Origin of the sequence: Burkholderia sp. 572 (assembly GCF_040545135.1) — a bacterium.
In the GTDB taxonomy this organism is placed as follows: domain Bacteria; phylum Pseudomonadota; class Gammaproteobacteria; order Burkholderiales; family Burkholderiaceae; genus Burkholderia; species Burkholderia cepacia.
In genome coordinates this window covers 129,443-146,747 of record NZ_JBEPLH010000009.1, presented here as the reverse complement: position 1 = coordinate 146,747, position 17,305 = coordinate 129,443, and the positions used below count along the sequence as shown (strand labels likewise).

Sequence of the window (17,305 nt, the reverse complement as noted above, 5' to 3'; positions counted from 1 at the left end):
GCCCGGTCGTCACGCCGGATGGCGGGCCGCGAGGTTGCGCCGTGCGTGACGGAACTGGTCAACAGGGGCAGACAAATCAATGTGCGGAATCGACGGCTTTTTGAATAGCGTCGCCTGCGATGAGGAGACAGCGCGCGGCACGCTCGCGCGCATGACGGCGAGCCTTGCGCATCGCGGGCCGGACGGGCAGGGGATCTGGGTCGACCCGGAGGCCGGCATCGCGCTCGGCCACCGGCGGCTCGCGATCGTCGACCTGTCGGTACACGGCCGACAGCCGATGGCATCCGCGTGCGGTCGCTACGTCATGGTCTTCAACGGCGAAATCTACAACCATCGCGAACTGCGCGCGGAGCTCGAGCGCGCGGGGCGCGCACCGGCGTGGCGCGGCCACTCCGACAGCGAGGTGCTGATCGCGGCGATCGTCGCGTGGGGTGTCGACGCGACGCTGCGGCGCGCGACCGGCATGTTTGCGTTCGCGCTGTGGAATCGGGCATCGCGGGTGCTGACGCTCGCGCGTGACCGGATCGGCGAAAAACCGCTCTATTACGGCCGGATCGGCGACGCGCTCGTGTTCGCGTCCGAACTGAAGGCGCTGCGCGGCTATCCGGGCTTCGACGGCGCGATCGATCGCGATGCGCTGTGCCTGTACCTGCGCCAGTCGAGCGTGCCCGCGCCGCATACGATCTATCGCGGCATCCACAAGCTGCCGCCCGGCACGTATATCCAGTTCGAGCATGCGCGCGACACGCCGCGCCTGCGTGCGTACTGGACGCTCGAACAGGTGATCGAGGACGGTCGCGCGGAGCCGTTCGAGGGCAGTGCCGACGACGCGGTGGGCCAGCTCGACGTGGTCCTGCGCCAGGCCGTCGCGCGGCAGATGGAAGCCGACGTGCCGCTCGGTGCGTTCCTGTCCGGCGGCATCGATTCATCGACGATCGTCGCGCTGATGCAGGCGCAATCGTCGACACCGGTCGATACGTTCACGATCGGCTTCCATGAGGCCGGCTACGACGAGGCCGGTTATGCGAAGGCCGTCGCGCGCCATCTCGGCACGCGCCATACCGAGCTCTACGTCACGGCCGACCATGCGCTCGGCGTCGTGCCGAAGCTGCCGTCGATCTACGACGAGCCGTTTTCCGATGCATCGCAGATCCCGACCTTTCTCGTGTCGGAGCTGACGCGCCGGCACGTGAAGGTGAGCCTGTCCGGCGACGGCGGCGACGAGCTGTTCGGCGGCTACACGCGCTACTTCCTGACGCCGCGCCTGTGGCGCAAGCTGCATCGCGTGCCGGGCGCCGTGCGCGCGCGGATCGCCGCCGCGCTGCATGCGTTGCGGCCCGATCACGCGGATCAGCTTGCGGCCGTCGCGCAGGGGGCGTGGGGCGGCGTGGATGCACGTGAATCGGCGGCGCGCATCGGCGATCGCCTGCACAAGCTCGGCCATGTGATGACCGCCGAGAGCCGCATCGGGCTGTACCGGCTGCTGATGTCGTCGGTGCATCATCCCGAGCGCCTCGCGCTGTCGGGGCAGGAGCCGGCGACGCCGCTCGACACCGTATCCGCATGGCCCGCGCACCTGAGCTTCGCCGAGCAGGCGATGGCGATCGACACGCTCACGTACCTGCCGACCGACATCCTCGCGAAAGTCGATCGCGCGGCGATGGCGGTGAGCCTCGAAACGCGCATGCCGTTCCTCGACCATCACGTCGTCGAATTCGCGTGGCGCGTGCCGGTGCACGTGCGCTTGCCGGAAGGGCAATCGAAGGCGCTGCTGCGCCGGCTGCTCGACCGCTACGTGCCGTCCGCGCTGATCGACCGGCCGAAGCAGGGCTTCTGCGCGCCCGTCGATCACTGGCTGCGCGGCGCGCTGCGCGACTGGGCCGAGGCGCTGCTGCGGCCGTCGCGATTGCGCGAGGAAGGCTATTTCGATGCGGACGCGGTCGAACGTCTGTGGCGGCAGCACGTGACCGGCCGGATGAACTGGCAGCACCAGCTGTGGACGGTGCTGATGTTCCAGGCGTGGCTGGAAGCGCAGCGCGCCGCATGAGGCGGCGCGCTGCGCGTCGTTACTGATCGAGGCAGCGCATGCAGCGCCGCTTCGCGTCGTTCGAGTGCAGGCCGCGACACATCGTCATCACGGGCCGCGCATGGCACGAAGGCGGATCGGCGGAGGCCGCCGGCGAAGCTTGCCGGCGCACGCGATCGGGCGGGGTGGTCGCAGCGGCATCCATCCGTCGCTGGCGCGCGGGCGGCGTGTCGCGACCGGCGCTGCCGTCATCGGGATCGCCCGGCGTCATCGACGCGATGTGAAGCGTGGTGTCGTTTGCCGCGTGCGCAACGGGCGGCGCGGTGCACACGAGTGCGACCAGCGCGGCCAACGCGCAATGGCAGGCGACGGCGGTTCGCGAATCGCGCATCTTCATGATCGTTCCGTTCGTTCCGGGCCGGCGGCGCGGAGGGCGCGCGGCTACCGGGTCGATTGTAGGGACGGCGATGGTCGCGTGTCACGCCGGATTCCGTAGTCGCGGGCATCGGCGGCGGCCCGAGTGGCCGCGATGAAGCGTGATGTCGTGCGGCCGCCGGCGTCCAAAAGCGACCGCCGCCCGGAGGCGGCGGTCGGGTCGCGACTGGCTGGCGGGCCGGGCGGCGTGCGGGCCGCGCCCGACGGGCGTGCCGCGAAGCGCTGCGGATCGGCGCAGCGCGGTGGGGGGAGCTCGCAGGCGAGCCGCATGCATGCGGCTCGCGGGTAAATCGTCAGGCGTAGTCGGCGGCCATCACGGCTTGCGGTGCCGCGCGCAGGATCGGCGCGGCTTCGTGGCGCTCGACGTGCGTCATCGCCGCACCGAACAGCACCAGGCGATAGCCGACCGCATAGATCGGAATGATCCGCAGGTTCTTGTCGTGATCGAGTTGCAGCTTCGAGCGGATACGCGAGATATGGGTGTCGAGCGTGCGCGACGACACACCGAGTTCACGGCCCCACACGGCTTCCTGGATTGCCTGCCGCGGCACGATCTTGTTCATGTTGTCGAGCAGGAATTCGACGACGTCGAATTCACGCGGCGTGACGTCGACGATCTTGTTGTCGATTTCGATCGTGCGGCGCACGAAGTTGATTTTTATGTTGTCGATGTACAGGTATTTGCAATCCATGGTGGCCCTCGCATGTCCATAAAGGAGTGTTTGCGGGTCCTGTGCTGCAACTTCCGGGCCAGGGAAGGGATCGTCATGTCACGACAGGGGGCGGCACCCGAGCGGACGGCGCTGTGGCCTTGAATTTAAAAGAATTTTTAAGGAGTGGCGTGCCGCGGGTAGGGAAAGGGTCCGAGCAAAGGTGAAGGATTGTTACGTAGCATCGGCGGCTGACGTTACGGGCGTTACGTCTGACGTAACGCGGGGGGAGCCGCAGGGGCAACATGCGCGTGATCGGATCGGCAGCAGGGGATTGGAACCCTACATGGAACCCTACATGGAACCCTACATGGAACCCTACATGGAACCCTACATGGATCAATGAAAAATCATTATAAATCAGTAGCATAAGTGACTATAATTACCGACATCAAACCCTACATGAAACCCTACACGGAAGCATGACGACCGTCGCCACCTTTGAGCCGTTGTTTCCCGAAGATCGCGTACTCGATCCGCTGCTTGAGCAGGCCGCCGAACTCGTCGATTCGTCGCAGCAGTTGCTTGCCGTACGCGATACCCCGCTGGCGACTGCGCTCGTGCCGCAACTCCGCGCGATGAATTCGTACTACACGAACAAGATCGAAGGCCAGCACACCACGCCGGCCAAGATCGAGGCGGCGCTGCATCGGGATTATTCGACCGATATCGTCGAACGCCGGAAGCAGCGCTTCGCGGTGGCGCATATCGCGACGGAAACGGCGCTCGAGGAGGAGTGGCGAGCGCTTCCGGTCGCCGCGCTGTTCGAACCGGCGCGAATCGCGACCATTCACGATCGCTTCTTTTCCTGCCTGCATGACGATGAACGATTGACCGGCGACGGGGATATCGTCGTCCCGGGCGAATTTCGTCGATCGGATGTGACGGTGGGGCGTCATCTGGCGCCGGAACCCGAAATGATCGAACCGTTGCTTCAGGCCTGGGCGACCCGTTATGCCCGCATTCGCGCCAAGGAATACCAACTGATCGGCATCGCCTGTTCGCATCATCGTCTCGCGTGGGTGCACCCGTTCATGGACGGCAACGGTCGCGTCGCCCGCTTGCATTCGCATCTCGGATTGCGCGCGGCCGATTTGACCCACGGTCTCTGGTCGCCGCTTCGAGGGCTGGCGCGAGAGCAGGAGCAGTATTACGCCAGGCTGAGCGAAGCCGATCAGACACGGCGCAACGATCTGGACGGCCGGGGCAATCTATCCCAGGAAGGACTGGTCAGGTTTGCGCGTTTTTTTCTCGACTGCTGTCAGGACCAGGTCGGGTTTATGGTGCATATGACCCAGTTCGACGGGGTGACGGGAAGGCTGCTGGATTTGCTGAGATTTCTGGAGGCCAATTCGTGGACGATCCGCTCGGAAAAATCCGTTATCAAAGCGGAAGCCGCGGCGCTCGCGATGGAGTTCGTCGCGCTGCGCCGAACCGTCACGCGCGCGGAATTTGCGCAGATGCTGGGTGTGAGCGACGTATTGGCGCGCAGGATCGTTCGATCGCTGCTGGATTACGGTCTGCTGACTTCGCCTTCGCATCGCGGTGAACTTTCGTTCGGATTGCCGCTGAGCAGCCTCCGGTTTCTGTTTCCGAGGCTTTGGCCGGAAGTCGAGCAGGAGTAAGAGGGCCGACGGGCCGCGCGAGGTCGGGCGGCGTCGGCTCGAACCGGCACGACATTCCCGCGATGCATTGAAAACGCCGGCCGCAGGGCGTCTCCGCCCCGCGGCCGGCGTGTCGCCCCGCCGTCAAGCCTTCGCGCTATCCGCCGAATCGAACGGCAGCACGTAATGCCGCTTGCCCGTTGCCGCGAAGATCGCGTTCGCGACCGCGGGCCCGACCGGCGCGACGCCCGGCTCACCGACCCCGGTCGGCGCTTCGGCCGACGGCACGATATGCACCTCGACCTTCGGCATCTCCGCGATGCGCAGCACGTGGTAGCCGTCGAAGTTGCGCTGTTCGACCTGGCCGTCCTTCAGCGTGATCGCGCTGTGCATCACCGCGCCGAGCCCGAAGCCGATGCCGCCCTCCATCTGCGCGGCGACGATGTCGGGATTGATCGCGATCCCGCAATCGACCGCGCACACCACGCGCTCGACCTTCACCTTGCCGTCCGCGTCGACCGACACCTCGGCCACCTGCGCGACATAGCTCTTGAACGCCTCGGCGACGGCGATCCCGCGCCCGCGGCCCTTCGGCAGCGGCTTGGCCGGATCCCAGCCGGCCTTCTGCGCGGCCAGGTCCAGCACCGCGCGCATGCGCGGCTCCTTCGCGAGCAGGTCGCGGCGGAATGCGTACGGATCCTTGCCCGCCGTGTGCGCGGCTTCGTCGATGAACGCCTCGACGGCATACGCGGTGTGCGAGCTGCCGACCACGCGCCACCACAGCACGGGCAGGCCCACCTTGGTGGTGGTGAGCTCGACCGACACGTTCGGCACCGCGTACGGCAGGTTCGCCGCGCCCTCGACCGAGGTGGCGTCGATGCCGTTCTTGACCATGAACGCTTCGAACGGCGTGCCGGCGAGAATCGACTGGCCGACGATCCGGTGGCGCCAGCCGACCAGCTTGCCGTCCGCGGTCAGCCCCGCGTCGAGCTTGTGGAAGTACATCGGCCGGTAGAAGCCGCCCTGGATGTCGTCCTCGCGCGTCCATTGCAGCTTGACGGGCTTGCCGTCAGCGCCGAGCGCCTTCGCGATCGACACGGCCTCGACCACGTAGTCGGACCACGCGTTCGCGCGCCGGCCGAAGCTGCCGCCCGCGTACAGCGTGTGGATCTGCACCTGTTCGGGCTTCAGGCCGGCCGTCCTGGCCGCGTTGGCCTGGTCGACCGTCTGGAACTGGTCGCCGGCCCAGATTTCGCAGCTGTCCGCCGTCAGCTTGACGACCGCGTCGAGCGGCTCCATCGGCGCGTGCGCGAGATACGGGAATTCGTACGTCGCGCCGATCTTGCGCGCGGCGCCCGAGATCGCCGCATCGGCATCGCCGTCCTTGCGTGCCGACGTGCCCGGCTTGTCGGCGAGCTGCCGGTATTCGCGCATGATCTCGTCCGAGCTGCGCTTTTCGGCGTGCGCTTCGTCCCATTCGACCTTCAGCGCGTCGCGACCCTGTTTCGCGGCCCAGAAGCCGGTTCCGACGACCGCGACGCCGCCCGGCACCTGCACGACCGACACGACACCCGGCACGGCCTTGGCGGCCGTCGCGTCGAACGATTTCACCGTGGCGCCGAAGCGCGGCGGGCGCTGCAGCAGCGCGACCCGCATGCCGGGGAAGGTCGTGTCGAGCGTGAAATGCGCAGTGCCGTTCGATTTCGGCGACGCGTCGACGCGCGGAATCCGCTGGCCGATCAGCTTGAAATCGGCCGGCTGCTTCAGCACGACCTTGTCCGGCACCGGCAGCTTCGACGCATCGGCGACGAGCGTGCCGTACGCGGCCTTCTTGCCGCTCTTCGCGTGCGTGACGACGCCGTTGGCGGTCGTCAGCTCGCCGGCCGGAACCTTCCAGCGGGCCGCTGCGGCCGACACCAGCATCGCACGGGCCTTGCCGCCCGCTTCGCGCAGTTGCTGCCACGAGTTCGCCATCGCCGAGCTGCCGCCCGTGCCCTGCATCGTGCCGAACGCGAGGTTCGCGTAGCGTTTCGCATCGGCCGGCGCGCTTTCGACGCGCACGGTCGACCAGTCGGCGTCGAGCTCCTCGGCGACGATCGTCGCGATGCCCGTATACGCGCCCTGGCCCATTTCGACGTGCTTCGCGATGACCGTGACGGCGCCGTCGGGCGTGATGCGCAGGAACGCATTCGGCGCGAAGTCCGCGGCGGGCGCGGTCGCGGCCAGCGCGCGGCGGCCGAGGCCGGTCCATTCGAAGCCGATGGTCAGGCTGACGGCGGCCGCGGCACCCGCGGCCTTCAGGAACGTGCGGCGCGACGGACGCACCGACCCGGTGTTGTCGAGTTCGATCGTCATGGTCAGGCTCCCAGCGTCGCGGCCGCGTCGTGGATCGCCGCCCGGATGCGGGCGTAGGTCGCACAGCGGCACAGGTTGCCGTTCATCGCGGCGTCGATGTCCGCGTCGGTCGGCTTCGGGTTCTGTTCGAGCAGCGCGGTGGCCGACATGATCTGGCCGGACTGGCAGTAGCCGCACTGCGGCACCTGCAGCTTGACCCAGGCGGCCTGCACGGCCTGCGCGGGCTTGCTCTGCAGTCCTTCGATCGTCGTGATGTGCTTGCCCGCGATACCGGCGAGCGGCAGCACGCACGAGCGGACGGCCTGGCCTTCGAGATGCACGGTGCACGCGCCGCACTGCGCCATGCCGCAGCCGAACTTCGTGCCGGTCAGTCCCGCGTGTTCGCGAATCGCCCAGAGGACGGGCATCGACGGATCGGCGTCGAGCGTGACGTTCTTGCCGTTCAGGACAAAGGAGGTAGGCATTTTGATTGTCTCCGTGGGGAAAACCCGGCATGCGCCCGGTTAGCGGGCAGTGTGCGCGAGGCACCGGCTTTTGCGTCTACCCAATCCTGCAAATTTATTGAACAATCCTGCAAATCCCCGGCAGGCTCCGGGCGGTTTCGCTATGCTCCCGCGACATGAGGAAATCTATCGAGGAAGTGTCATGGACATGACCGATATCGTGACGTCGCGCGAATCCGGGCGGCGCGAGCTGGCGACGCTGATCGGCCGTTTCGCGCCGGCGGACGGCTCGCATTCGACGGCCGTGCCGGGCCTGATGCTGCACCGGCACTCGCGTCCGGTCGATCTCGGCTGCGGCGTGTCGCGGGCCGCGCTCGTGATCGCCGCGCAGGGCGCGAAGCGCGTGATCGTCGCCGGCCAGGCTTACGAGTACGACACGCAGAATTGCCTGATTACATCGATCGACTTGCCGATCCTGTCGCGCGTGACGCACGCGTCGCCGGAAGCGCCTTACCTGTGCCTGTCGCTGACGCTCGATCCGCAGCGCATCGTCGAGCTCGCGGCCGAGATGCGGCTGCCCGAACCCGACGCGGGCCCCGAAGGCGAGGGGATCGCGCTCGCCGAGCTCACGCCGCCGCTGCTCGATGCCGCGCTGCGCCTGACGCGGCTGCTCGATACGCCGGCCGACATTCCGGTCGTCGCGCCGCTGATCGAAAAGGAACTGCTGTACCGGCTGATGACGAGCGGGCAGGGCACGCGGCTGCGGCACATGGCGATCGCGGGCAGCCAGACGCACCGGATCGCGCGCGCGATCGAATGGCTCCGCGATCACTTCGCGGAGCCGATGCGCGTCGAGTCGCTCGCGCAGGCGGTCAACATGAGCGTGTCGTCGCTGCACCACCATTTCAAGCACGTGACGACGCTGAGCCCGCTGCAGTACCAGAAGCAGCTGCGGCTACACGAGGCGCGGCGGCTGTTGCTGCGGCAGGGCGGCGATGTCGGGTCGGTGGCGGCCGTCGTCGGCTACGAAAGCGCGTCGCAGTTCAGCCGCGAATACAGCCGGCTGTTCGGCGCGCCGCCGATGCGCGACGTCGTGCAACTGCGGAAGAAGGAACTGCTCGGCTGACGGCCGGCAGCCGGCGCGCGGCCGGTCGCCGGTCATTTCATCGGGCGACCACCGTCGTCTGCAGGAACGTCGGCGCGATCCGCCAGTCCGGCACGTAATGCGCCGGCCACGCGCCCGGCGTATCGACCGCGTTGAAATACACGACCGCCTTCAGCAGCGGATAGCGCCACAGCGACCGCTGGAGTTCGTCGAGTGCCTCGCGCTTGCGCGAACCGGACCCGTCGACGCCGAGCTCCGTGATCATCACCGGCAGCCCGTAATCGGTCACCCGCTCGTATTTGGTCCGCAGGATGCTCGCGGCGGACGCATGGCCGCCGGCCGGCCAGATCGCGCAGCGCGGGCAGTCGAACACGGACAGGCCGACGGCGTCCACATAACCGCGGCCCGGAAAATAGTCGTCGAGGTTCCGGTTGCCGGCCGGCGACCACACGTAGCGGAGCTGGTCGGTCATCGCGCGGCACGTGGTCACGACGCGCCGGTACGCCTCCACGTAGGCCGGCGCATCGCCGATGGCCCACGGGTAGCGCCCGGTGTCGGCCTCCATCTCGTGGCCCCAGCGCACGAACACGGGGCCCTTCAACGCGGCGAGCGCCGAGCAGGTGGCCGCGATCCGCGTGTCGTAGCGCCCGAGCGCGATATCCGCGAGCAGTGCGCCTGGGCGCGTGTCGCCCGCCGCCCAGGGCTCGACGGTCAGCATCAGCGAGCGGTTCCGTGCCTGGGCGCTCCGGTAGGCTGCATCGATTTCCGCGCGGATGTCGGGCGCGTTCCATGACACGAACACATGGTCGAACGCGAGATTCCGGTCGGCCGCGAGCGTGTTGTCTGGATCGTATGCGCCGAGTTCGGGCTGCTTCACCGGTTCGCCCGGCGCGGGCGCGACCACGGCCGGCAGGCCCGAGCGCCACATCATCGCCTGCCAGCCTTTCGGCGCGCGCAGCCCGATGCCCGCGAGCAGCATCGCGAGCGCGAACACGAACAGCGCGTTGCGCACGGGCAGGCGGCTGAAGAACATCTGCCGGAACGCCGACCATTCGAGCCCTTGCTCCCTGCCGTGATTCACCGCGACGACGGCCGCGATCACGAGATACAGGATGCTCGTCAGCATCGAGAACAGATAGAAGCCCGCGGCATTGCGCGGATTCTCGACCGTGACGACGGGCAGGCTGCAGAACAGCGAGATCAGCAGGTACGGCGCGACCACGCGCAGCGGCGCGTCCTGTTCGATCGTGCCGCCCTTCGGCGTGACCTTGAACGGAAATTCCTTGCCGCGCACGAAGTCGAACACCGCCGACGCGCAGCCGAGCACGACCCACGGCCAGCGCGCGAACACGAACGACAGCCCTTCCCACGACAGCAGCTTCGTATTCAGCGGGCGGCACGACTGGGTCGAATGCGTGGCCCACGTCACGACGCACAGGAGCAGCACGGCCAGCGGCAGCGCGTAGGTGAGGTACGTGAGGTAGTCGACGTGCGCCCACACGCGGCCGGTGAGCAGCGCGACGACCGGAATCACGACGCCGCCGGCCATCGCGAGCGCGCACAGCGGGTACCACAGCTGGCAGAACAGGAACTGCGCCTTCAGCTTCAGCGGCAGCCCCATGAAGTAATGGCGCGTGTAGCGCAGCATGATGATCATCACGCTCTTGGACCACTGGAACTCCTGCGTGGCGAGGTCGCCGAACGTGCGCGGCCCTTCGCCGTTCGCGATCGCGTTCAGCGCGTGCATGCCGCGCCAGCCCTTCGAATTGAAGATCATCGTGGTCGAGTGATCCTCGGCGAGCTCGGGCCCGAGCCCGCCGATCTCGCGCAGCGCACGGCAGCGCACCGCATAGTGCGAGCCGATGCACAGCGGCGCGAGGCCGCCCGCATAACCGGCCTGCATCGTGCCGTGCAGCGGCCCCTCGACGTTCACGCGCCCGCGCGCGCTCCAGCTCCCGGCCGCGTTGCTGTCGCAGATGCTCGGTGCCGACACGTAGCCCACGTTCGGATCGACGAACGGCCGCAGCATCTCCTCGAGATAGGTGCGGGTCGGCACGTGGTCGGCGTCGAGCTGCGACACGAAATCGTAGTTGTCGTAGCCGACCATGTCGTAGAAGTACGCGAGATTGCCTTCCTTGCATTTGGTGCGGCGCGGCCAGCTCGCGCGGTGGTATGCGGCGATGCCGCGCCGCGTCGACACGAATACGCCGTGCTCGCGGCACCAGTCGAGCGTCTCGGGCGACGGGTCCTCATCGGCGAGCCACGTATCGTGCGGGTAGGTCTGGTCGAGCATCGCGAGCAGCGTCGTGCGGACGATGTCGAACGGCTCCGACGGCGCCTTGGTGACGACCATCGCGACGCGCCAGTCGCGCGGCACCGGCAGCGCGGGGTTCGGCACGACCGCCGAGCGGATGATGAAGATGAAGTAGCCCGGAATGAAGGTGGTCCAGAACAGCACGAAGCAGTTGACGCCGAAGCGGAATGCGTCGACGTAGTGCTCGTCGCGCAGCCACCAGCGCCAGAAGATGCCCAGCGCGACGAACCAGCACAGCGCGAGGATGTGGAAGACGATTCTGGTCCCGCTGTCCATCAACGGGACGACGAGCGGGACGTCTGCCTGCTGCGATTCGGTGCGAACGGCTTCGGTGTCGGGTTCGGCGGTATCGGCGGTATCCGGCACGGAGCCGCCCGCAAGCGACGCAACCAGCTTCTTCATGGTGCTCTCCCGTCAAGGTCGGATCATCAGTCTTGAAGCAGGCCGCGTTGCGGCCGGGTGTCCTCGCTGGCGTGCTGTTGTTCCGGTGCCGGGGCCGCCGGCGTGCGCTCGCCGCACGAGCGGCCCACGCGTTCGTAGCGGCGAAAGCCGCTGTCGACGGCCAGCCGTTCGCTGAACAGGTTGCGCATGTCGAGCATCACGGGGTCGGCCATGTGATCCGCGAGGTCGGCGAGATCGAGTGCCTCGAACGCCTTCCATTCGGTCATCACGACGACGGCGTCCGCGCTGCGCACCGCGTCGATCGCGGAGCCCTCCATGAATACCTGCGGCAGCAGCCGCGACGCTTCGTGCGGACGCGCCGGGTCGTATGCGCGGATATGCGCGCCCGCGCCGACGAGCAACTGGATCACGTCGATGCTCGGGCTTTCGCGCACGTCGTCGGTCTGGCCTTTGAACGTGAGGCCGAGCACCGCGATGCGCTTGTCCTTGATCGAGCCGCCGCAGGCCTTCTCGATGCGGCGCAGGATCTGCTCCTTGCGCAGCGCGTTCGATTCGATCGCCGCGCTGACGATGCGCAGCGGCACCGCGTGTTCGGAGGCCGTCGCCTTCAGCGCGCGCGTGTCCTTCGGAAAGCACGAGCCGCCCCAGCCGGGGCCGGCTTTCAGGAACGATGCGCCGATGCGGCGGTCGAGGCCCATTCCGTTCGCGACCAGTTCGACATCGGCGCCGACCGCTTCGCACAGGTCCGAGATCTCGTTGATGTAGCTGATCTTCACCGCGAGGAACGCATTCGCCGCGTATTTCACGAGTTCGGCCGTTTCGATCTCGGTCGCGAGCACGAGGTGGCCCGTCGCTTCGAGGGGCGCGTAGATGGCCTTCATGATCTCGATCGCGCGCGGATGCTCGGCGCCGAACACGACGCGGTCCGGATGCATGAAATCGTCGATCGCCGAGCCTTCGCGCAGGAATTCCGGATTCGATGCGATCGCCGCGTCGACGCCTGCCGGCGCGTGGCGTTCGACGATCTGCTTGACGACCCGGTTGGTGCCGACCGGCACCGTCGACTTCGTGACGACGACCGCGAAACCGGTCAGGTTCGACGCGATCTCGCGCGCGGCTGCCTCGACGTACTGCAGGTCTGCCTGGTCGGTGCCCGGCAGCGTCGGCGTGCCGACCGCGATGAATACCGCGTCGCGATCGCGCACGCTCGCCGCGAGGTCGCTGCTGAAGCGCAGCGTGCCGCGTTCGACGTTGCGTGCGACGAGTGCGTCGAGGCCCGGTTCGTAGATCGGGATGCGGCCTTCGTTCAGCGCGTCGATCTTGCCGCGATTGTTGTCGATGCAGACGACGTCATGCCCGAGATCCGCAAAGCACGCGCCGCTCACCAGCCCGACGTAACCGGTGCCAACGATGGCGATCCGCACATTCATGGTGATTCCCCTGGGTGGCGTTCAAGGAAACTTGCTCACTTGCCGGATTCGACTTGCAGTGCTTTCTGAAACCAGGCCGCGGCGTGTTCGACCATCGGTTCGATCGCGGTGAAACGCGGCCGCCAGCCGAGCACGAGCGCGGCTTTCGTGGCGTCGGCGTACAGCTCGGGCGGGTCGCCCGGGCGGCGCGCGGCCGTCACCGTCGGCACGCGGCGGCCCGTCACGGCTTCGACGGCGCGCAGCGCGTCGAGCACCGACGTCCCTTTGCCGGTGCCGAGATTCAATGCGACGCTGTGGCCGCCGCCGCACAGATAGGCGGTCGCCTGCAGGTGCGCGTCGGCGAGGTCGCTCACGTGCACGTAGTCGCGAATCGCCGAGCCGTCGGGCGTCGGGTAGTCGGTGCCCATCACCTGGAACGCGTCGCCCGTGCCGAGTGCCGCGCGGATCGCGAGCGGCAGCGCGTGCGTTTCCGGTTCGTGGCATTCGCCGATCATGCCGTCAGGGTCCGCGCCTGCCGCGTTGAAGTAGCGCAGCGCGACCCACCTGGTTCCGTACGCGCGCTCGAAATCGGCGGCCATCCGTTCCATCGCGTACTTGGTGAAGCCGTACGGATTGATCGGCCGCAGCGGCGTGCGTTCCGAGATCGGCAGCACGTCCGGAATGCCGTACGTCGCGCATGACGACGACATCACGATCCGTCCGACGCCGGCCGCGCGCATCGCGCTCAGCAGCATGCAGGTGCCCGTGACGTTGACCGTGTAATAGCGCTCGGGCGCGAGCACCGATTCGCCGACGTAGGCGAGCGCGGCGAAATGGATCACGACGTCGGGCCGATGCACGGCGAATGCCTTCGACAGCGCGTCGCGATCGAGAATGTCGGCCGCGACGAGCGGCCCCCACCGAACGGCGTCGCGATGGCCGGTCGACAGATTGTCGTAGGCGACCGGCTCGTGTCCCGCTGCCGCGAGCGCCTTGCAGGTATGGCTGCCGATATAGCCCGCTCCGCCTGTCACGAGCACCTTCATGCCGTGGCCCCGGTCATGCGCAGCACCGGTTCGAGCCACAGTTCCCGGCTGAAATAGTCGACGGTCCGGCGCAGCCCTTCGTCGAGATCGACGGCCGGCCGCCAGCCGAGCTCGGCCGCCGCGATCGAGATGTCGGGCCTGCGCTGGTGCGGATCGTCGATCGGCAGCGGCCGGAACAGGATCTCCGATTTCGAGCCCGTCATCGCGAGCACTTTCTCCGCGAGTTCGAGCATCGTGAATTCGCCGGGGTTGCCGATGTTGACCGGCGTGCCGATGTTGCGCTCGGCACTCATCAGGCAGAAGAAGCCGTCGACGAGATCGGTCGCGAAGCAGAACGAGCGTGTCTGCATGCCGTCGCCGTAGATTTCGAGCGGCGCGCCGTTGAGCGCGCCGACGATGAAGTTCGACACGACGCGGCCGTCGCGCGGCGACATCCGCGGGCCGTAGGTGTTGAAGATGCGCGCGACGCGCACGTCGATGCCGTGCATGCGGTAGTAGTCGTAGCACAGCGCCTCGGCCGCGCGCTTGCCTTCGTCGTAGCACGCGCGCGGGCCGATCGTGTTCACGTTGCCGCGATAGGTTTCCGTCTGCGGATGCACGGCCGGGTCGCCGTAAATCTCGCTGGTCGACGCCTGGAACACGCGCGCGCCCGTCTTGCGCGCGAGCGCGAGGCAGTGGTGCATGCCGAGCACGTTCGTCATCATCGTGTGGACGGGATCGATCTGGTAGGTGGGCGGCGATGCCGCGCACGCGAGATTCCAGATCTCGTTCACCTGCAGTTGCGGCAGGCCGAGCGAGACGTCGCCCTTCACGAACTCGAAGCGGCCGGACGCCTTCAGATCGGCGACGTTGAGCTTGCGTCCCGTCAGCAGGCTGTCGATGCACGTGACGGATGCGCCTTCCATGACCAGGCGCTCGCATACATAGCTGCCGAGAAAGCCGGCGCCGCCGGTGACGAGGACACGCTGCCCGGCGCGCGTCTCGAGCGTGACCCTGTCATTCATGGCTTTCACCTTCGTCGTTCAGCTCGGGGAACCACACGTCGATCAGTTCGACGGCGGCGCGCACGCGTTCCATCCCGCTGCACGGGTGTCGCTTCGGCAAGCGCCGGTTCGCATGTGCGGATGTCGACGAAGCGCCGCGACAGGCGCTCCGGTTTCGCTGACTACCCCGTTGATGCTTGAACGACGCGAGCGTCGATCGATCGGTGGTGATCTTCATCGCCTTTTCCCCGATACGCTGATTGACGAGCAGGCCGCCGTTCGTGATCTTGTGCCACGGCGTGCCGCTCGGTGAGAGTCGGATATCAGGCAATCGGCATGCCATGAACGATGTCGACACGATGCGCACGGGCGCGGCGGCGAGATTGCAGCGTGATATGCGCGCTTCTGTTTCATGCGTGAATCGTGGGGCCAGAAAAGCCCGCAGGCCGATTGCCGGATCGATGCGATTCGATACGACGAAACACGAGATAAATCAGGCTTTTGCGGGATTCGATTCGTCAAGAAGGTGTTGAGCGGGAATGTTTCATCAATGAGAAATGAGCGGATAAAGGACTAAAACGTTTCTCGAACGTGCAGCCCATCTGGAGATCGGGTGATTGAAAGGCTATGGAATGAAAGTGAAAAAATGTTGTGTGGCGTCCGGGCGAGGCCGCGTGTTTTCATTTGTTTTAATTATTACGCCGGTGCGAAAGTTTTAATTTTTACGGTTATTTCGACGCTTGAGTAGAGCGTGATCCTGTCGGTATTTTCACGAATGAATCAAATTCGTTTCGGTCATCCGGAGAAACGCGTGCCGACGGCATGCAGGAGGCTGATGTACCGGGCTCTCCGGGCATTGTGCCGGGCGAATCGATTCTCGTTTGTGATGGCACGGCAGGGGCCGTACGCGCGTCGACCGGCGGTTCGCAAGCCGAAATGCCGGCTCCGCCGGCCCTGCGCGGCCATGCGCTTCTCAAGTTTGAAACACTCGTTCATCTGACCACCCGGCGCACGCCTGCGAGCCGGATTCGTCCGTCAAATCCGGCAGTTGCGTCGCGGCGCCCGACAAGCGCCGGAGGTGTCGAACCGCCATTACGATACATTCCTGAAACAAAAAATGTCGTTCCTGGCGATGCAGGCAGCCGTGGCGGCCGTTTGCCGTGTGCAATCTCCGGTGGAATAACGAGTGGCACGCTGCTTGCGGTACTGGACGCACCGGCGGGCGGTCGACACGAAGCAACGAACAGGTGGGGCGGCCAACTCGTCAATATGCAGTCGGGGAAACGGCGATGAAGACCATAAGCTGTAGGTTGATCGGCGCGTACTTTGCGCATCAGTGGGGTAGTCGGAAAGGCCGGGGTGACGCTCGCGACGCTGTGCCAGCATCGCGGGTTGCGCTGTCCCGGTTTCTTGCCCGCCGCGCGCTTCGCGTGCTGGCGCGGTTGTCGCGCCGCACGGCAGTCGGGCGACAGCGACACTCACTTTCATTCGGTTCATCGGGATGGATCAGGCTGTTCGTGCCGGACAGCGTGATGCCGATTCGTCTTCGGCCGTGCAGGGCCGCTTCGATCGCGCCTGGCCCATGCCGGCGCCGGCCGGATTAGATCGAACGACCGTCGGCCGGATTATCCGGAAGACCTTTCGTCGACAGCTCAGGGAGACGACATGCCACCTGGCTGCAATGCAGGCCCGTTGTCGCCTGAATAAAAGGTGTATTTTTCAACGTCGCTGCATTTGCGGTGGTTAATGTATTCGCGAATTTTCGATTCCGGAATGGAGTGCCGCGTGCCGGCACGCCGACCGGCGGGGTATCGAATATCGCGGGTCGGAAATGTGTCTGCATCTTTCCGGCTTGTCAGGCCGATTGTGTTTTTTTAATAAATCCAATGTTCATAAAAATAATAGAAAACACCTACCAAAAAAATTTGGATAACCAAAAAACACGAGACTAAGCTTCGTCTGGCCAAATTCGCAAAAAACAGAAATTGAAAAGGCAGCATGATTTCTTAATTTGATAGTGATCCTTAATTTCGAGGATTGCTCAAGTCAGGAAGGTTGATGGCGTGCGATCTTCCTGACTCACTCCGTCCACGCCGTTTTGGAGTCGACCATGAAGAAGCTTCTGATTGCAGCAGCAGTTCTGGCGGTTTCGGGTGCAGCGTTCGCAGGTAGCGGCACGGTGTCGAGCAGCAGCTCGTCGAGCGGCGGTTCGACGATGGCAGGCGTTGCCGGCTTCGGCCATTTCACCGCGACCGATTCCGGCTCGGCACTCGGTGCAGCCGGCGCACTTGCCGGTGGCCCGGGCAGCGGTTCGGTCTCGTACACGAACCACACGCAATCGTCGTCGGTTAGCGGTTTCGGCTTCGGTGGCGCACAGGCAGGTGGCACCAGCGGCGCGAATGCCGGCTCGATCGGCTGGACGGTTCACCACTATTAAGCCGCGACGCGTAGCGTTCGTCATTGGCTGGCGGTA

The 17,305-nt window shown here is 66.2% G+C and carries 12 protein-coding genes and 1 pseudogene; 4 read left to right on the top strand and 9 right to left on the bottom strand.

What is annotated here, in order from left to right; genetic code table 11:
• Positions 1-79 precede the first annotated feature (79 nt).
• Positions 80-2,047, top strand: a complete 1,968-nt coding sequence (asnB, locus tag ABIC51_RS18710) for an asparagine synthase (glutamine-hydrolyzing) (RefSeq protein WP_175897628.1) — start codon at positions 80-82, stop codon at positions 2,045-2,047.
• A gap of 19 nt (positions 2,048-2,066) precedes the next feature.
• Here the strand turns inward: asnB and ABIC51_RS18705 are convergent.
• Both ABIC51_RS18705 and ABIC51_RS18700 read right to left on the bottom strand, forming a co-directional pair.
• A pseudogene (locus ABIC51_RS18705) lies at positions 2,067-2,258 on the bottom strand (lytic transglycosylase); the annotation flags it as partial.
• Positions 2,259-2,754: 496 nt separating this feature from the next.
• Positions 2,755-3,153, bottom strand: coding sequence for a winged helix-turn-helix domain-containing protein (locus tag ABIC51_RS18700; protein ID WP_027789523.1), 399 nt, complete (start codon positions 3,151-3,153; stop codon positions 2,755-2,757).
• 440 nt (positions 3,154-3,593) lie between these two features.
• Here ABIC51_RS18700 and ABIC51_RS18695 point away from each other — a divergent pair, with 440 nt between their 5' ends.
• The gene (locus tag ABIC51_RS18695) at positions 3,594-4,796 is read left to right on the top strand and encodes a Fic family protein (RefSeq protein WP_146254727.1); all 1,203 of its coding nucleotides are present in this window, start codon (positions 3,594-3,596) and stop codon (positions 4,794-4,796) included.
• 123 nt (positions 4,797-4,919) lie between these two features.
• On the opposite strand, the gene ABIC51_RS18690 is transcribed toward ABIC51_RS18695, so the two are convergent.
• Complete coding sequence (locus tag ABIC51_RS18690) at positions 4,920-7,130, bottom strand: xanthine dehydrogenase family protein molybdopterin-binding subunit (RefSeq protein ID WP_175897627.1); 2,211 nt, start codon at positions 7,128-7,130, stop codon at positions 4,920-4,922.
• Positions 7,131-7,132: 2 nt separating this feature from the next.
• The gene (locus ABIC51_RS18685; RefSeq protein ID WP_021162969.1) at positions 7,133-7,594 is read right to left on the bottom strand and encodes a (2Fe-2S)-binding protein; all 462 of its coding nucleotides are present in this window, start codon (positions 7,592-7,594) and stop codon (positions 7,133-7,135) included.
• Between the two features lie 181 nt (positions 7,595-7,775).
• Between ABIC51_RS18685 and ABIC51_RS18680 the strand changes: the two genes are divergently transcribed.
• The gene (locus ABIC51_RS18680) at positions 7,776-8,699 is read left to right on the top strand and encodes an AraC family transcriptional regulator (protein ID WP_027789521.1); all 924 of its coding nucleotides are present in this window, start codon (positions 7,776-7,778) and stop codon (positions 8,697-8,699) included.
• 37 nt (positions 8,700-8,736) lie between these two features.
• Here the strand turns inward: ABIC51_RS18680 and ABIC51_RS18675 are convergent, their stop codons facing one another.
• Genes ABIC51_RS18675 through ABIC51_RS18655 form a run of 5 tightly spaced genes read right to left on the bottom strand, consistent with a single transcriptional unit; the run spans position 8,737 to position 15,199 of the window.
• Positions 8,737-11,394 (bottom strand): glycosyltransferase, encoded by a 2,658-nt coding sequence (locus tag ABIC51_RS18675; protein ID WP_226128015.1) that lies wholly within the window; start codon positions 11,392-11,394, stop codon positions 8,737-8,739.
• Positions 11,395-11,420: 26 nt separating this feature from the next.
• Positions 11,421-12,824: a UDP-glucose dehydrogenase family protein gene (locus tag ABIC51_RS18670; RefSeq protein ID WP_124817318.1), complete on the bottom strand. Its 1,404-nt coding sequence runs from the start codon at positions 12,822-12,824 to the stop codon at positions 11,421-11,423.
• Between the two features lie 35 nt (positions 12,825-12,859).
• Entirely contained in the window at positions 12,860-13,849 is a 990-nt protein-coding gene (gene galE / locus ABIC51_RS18665) for a UDP-glucose 4-epimerase GalE (RefSeq protein ID WP_354006582.1), read from the bottom strand.
• Complete coding sequence (locus ABIC51_RS18660) at positions 13,846-14,853, bottom strand: UDP-glucuronic acid decarboxylase family protein (RefSeq protein ID WP_027789517.1); 1,008 nt, start codon at positions 14,851-14,853, stop codon at positions 13,846-13,848. Before ABIC51_RS18660 ends, galE begins: the two co-directional genes overlap by 4 nt.
• A complete protein-coding gene (locus ABIC51_RS18655) occupies positions 14,846-15,199 on the bottom strand; it encodes a hypothetical protein (protein ID WP_027789516.1) in 354 nt (117 codons plus the stop codon). The genes ABIC51_RS18660 and ABIC51_RS18655 overlap by 8 nt, the downstream gene beginning before the upstream one ends.
• A 1,743-nt stretch (positions 15,200-16,942) precedes the next feature.
• Between ABIC51_RS18655 and ABIC51_RS18650 the strand changes: the two genes are divergently transcribed.
• Positions 16,943-17,269, top strand: coding sequence for a hypothetical protein (locus ABIC51_RS18650; protein ID WP_027789515.1), 327 nt, complete (start codon positions 16,943-16,945; stop codon positions 17,267-17,269).
• Positions 17,270-17,305 lie beyond the last annotated feature (36 nt).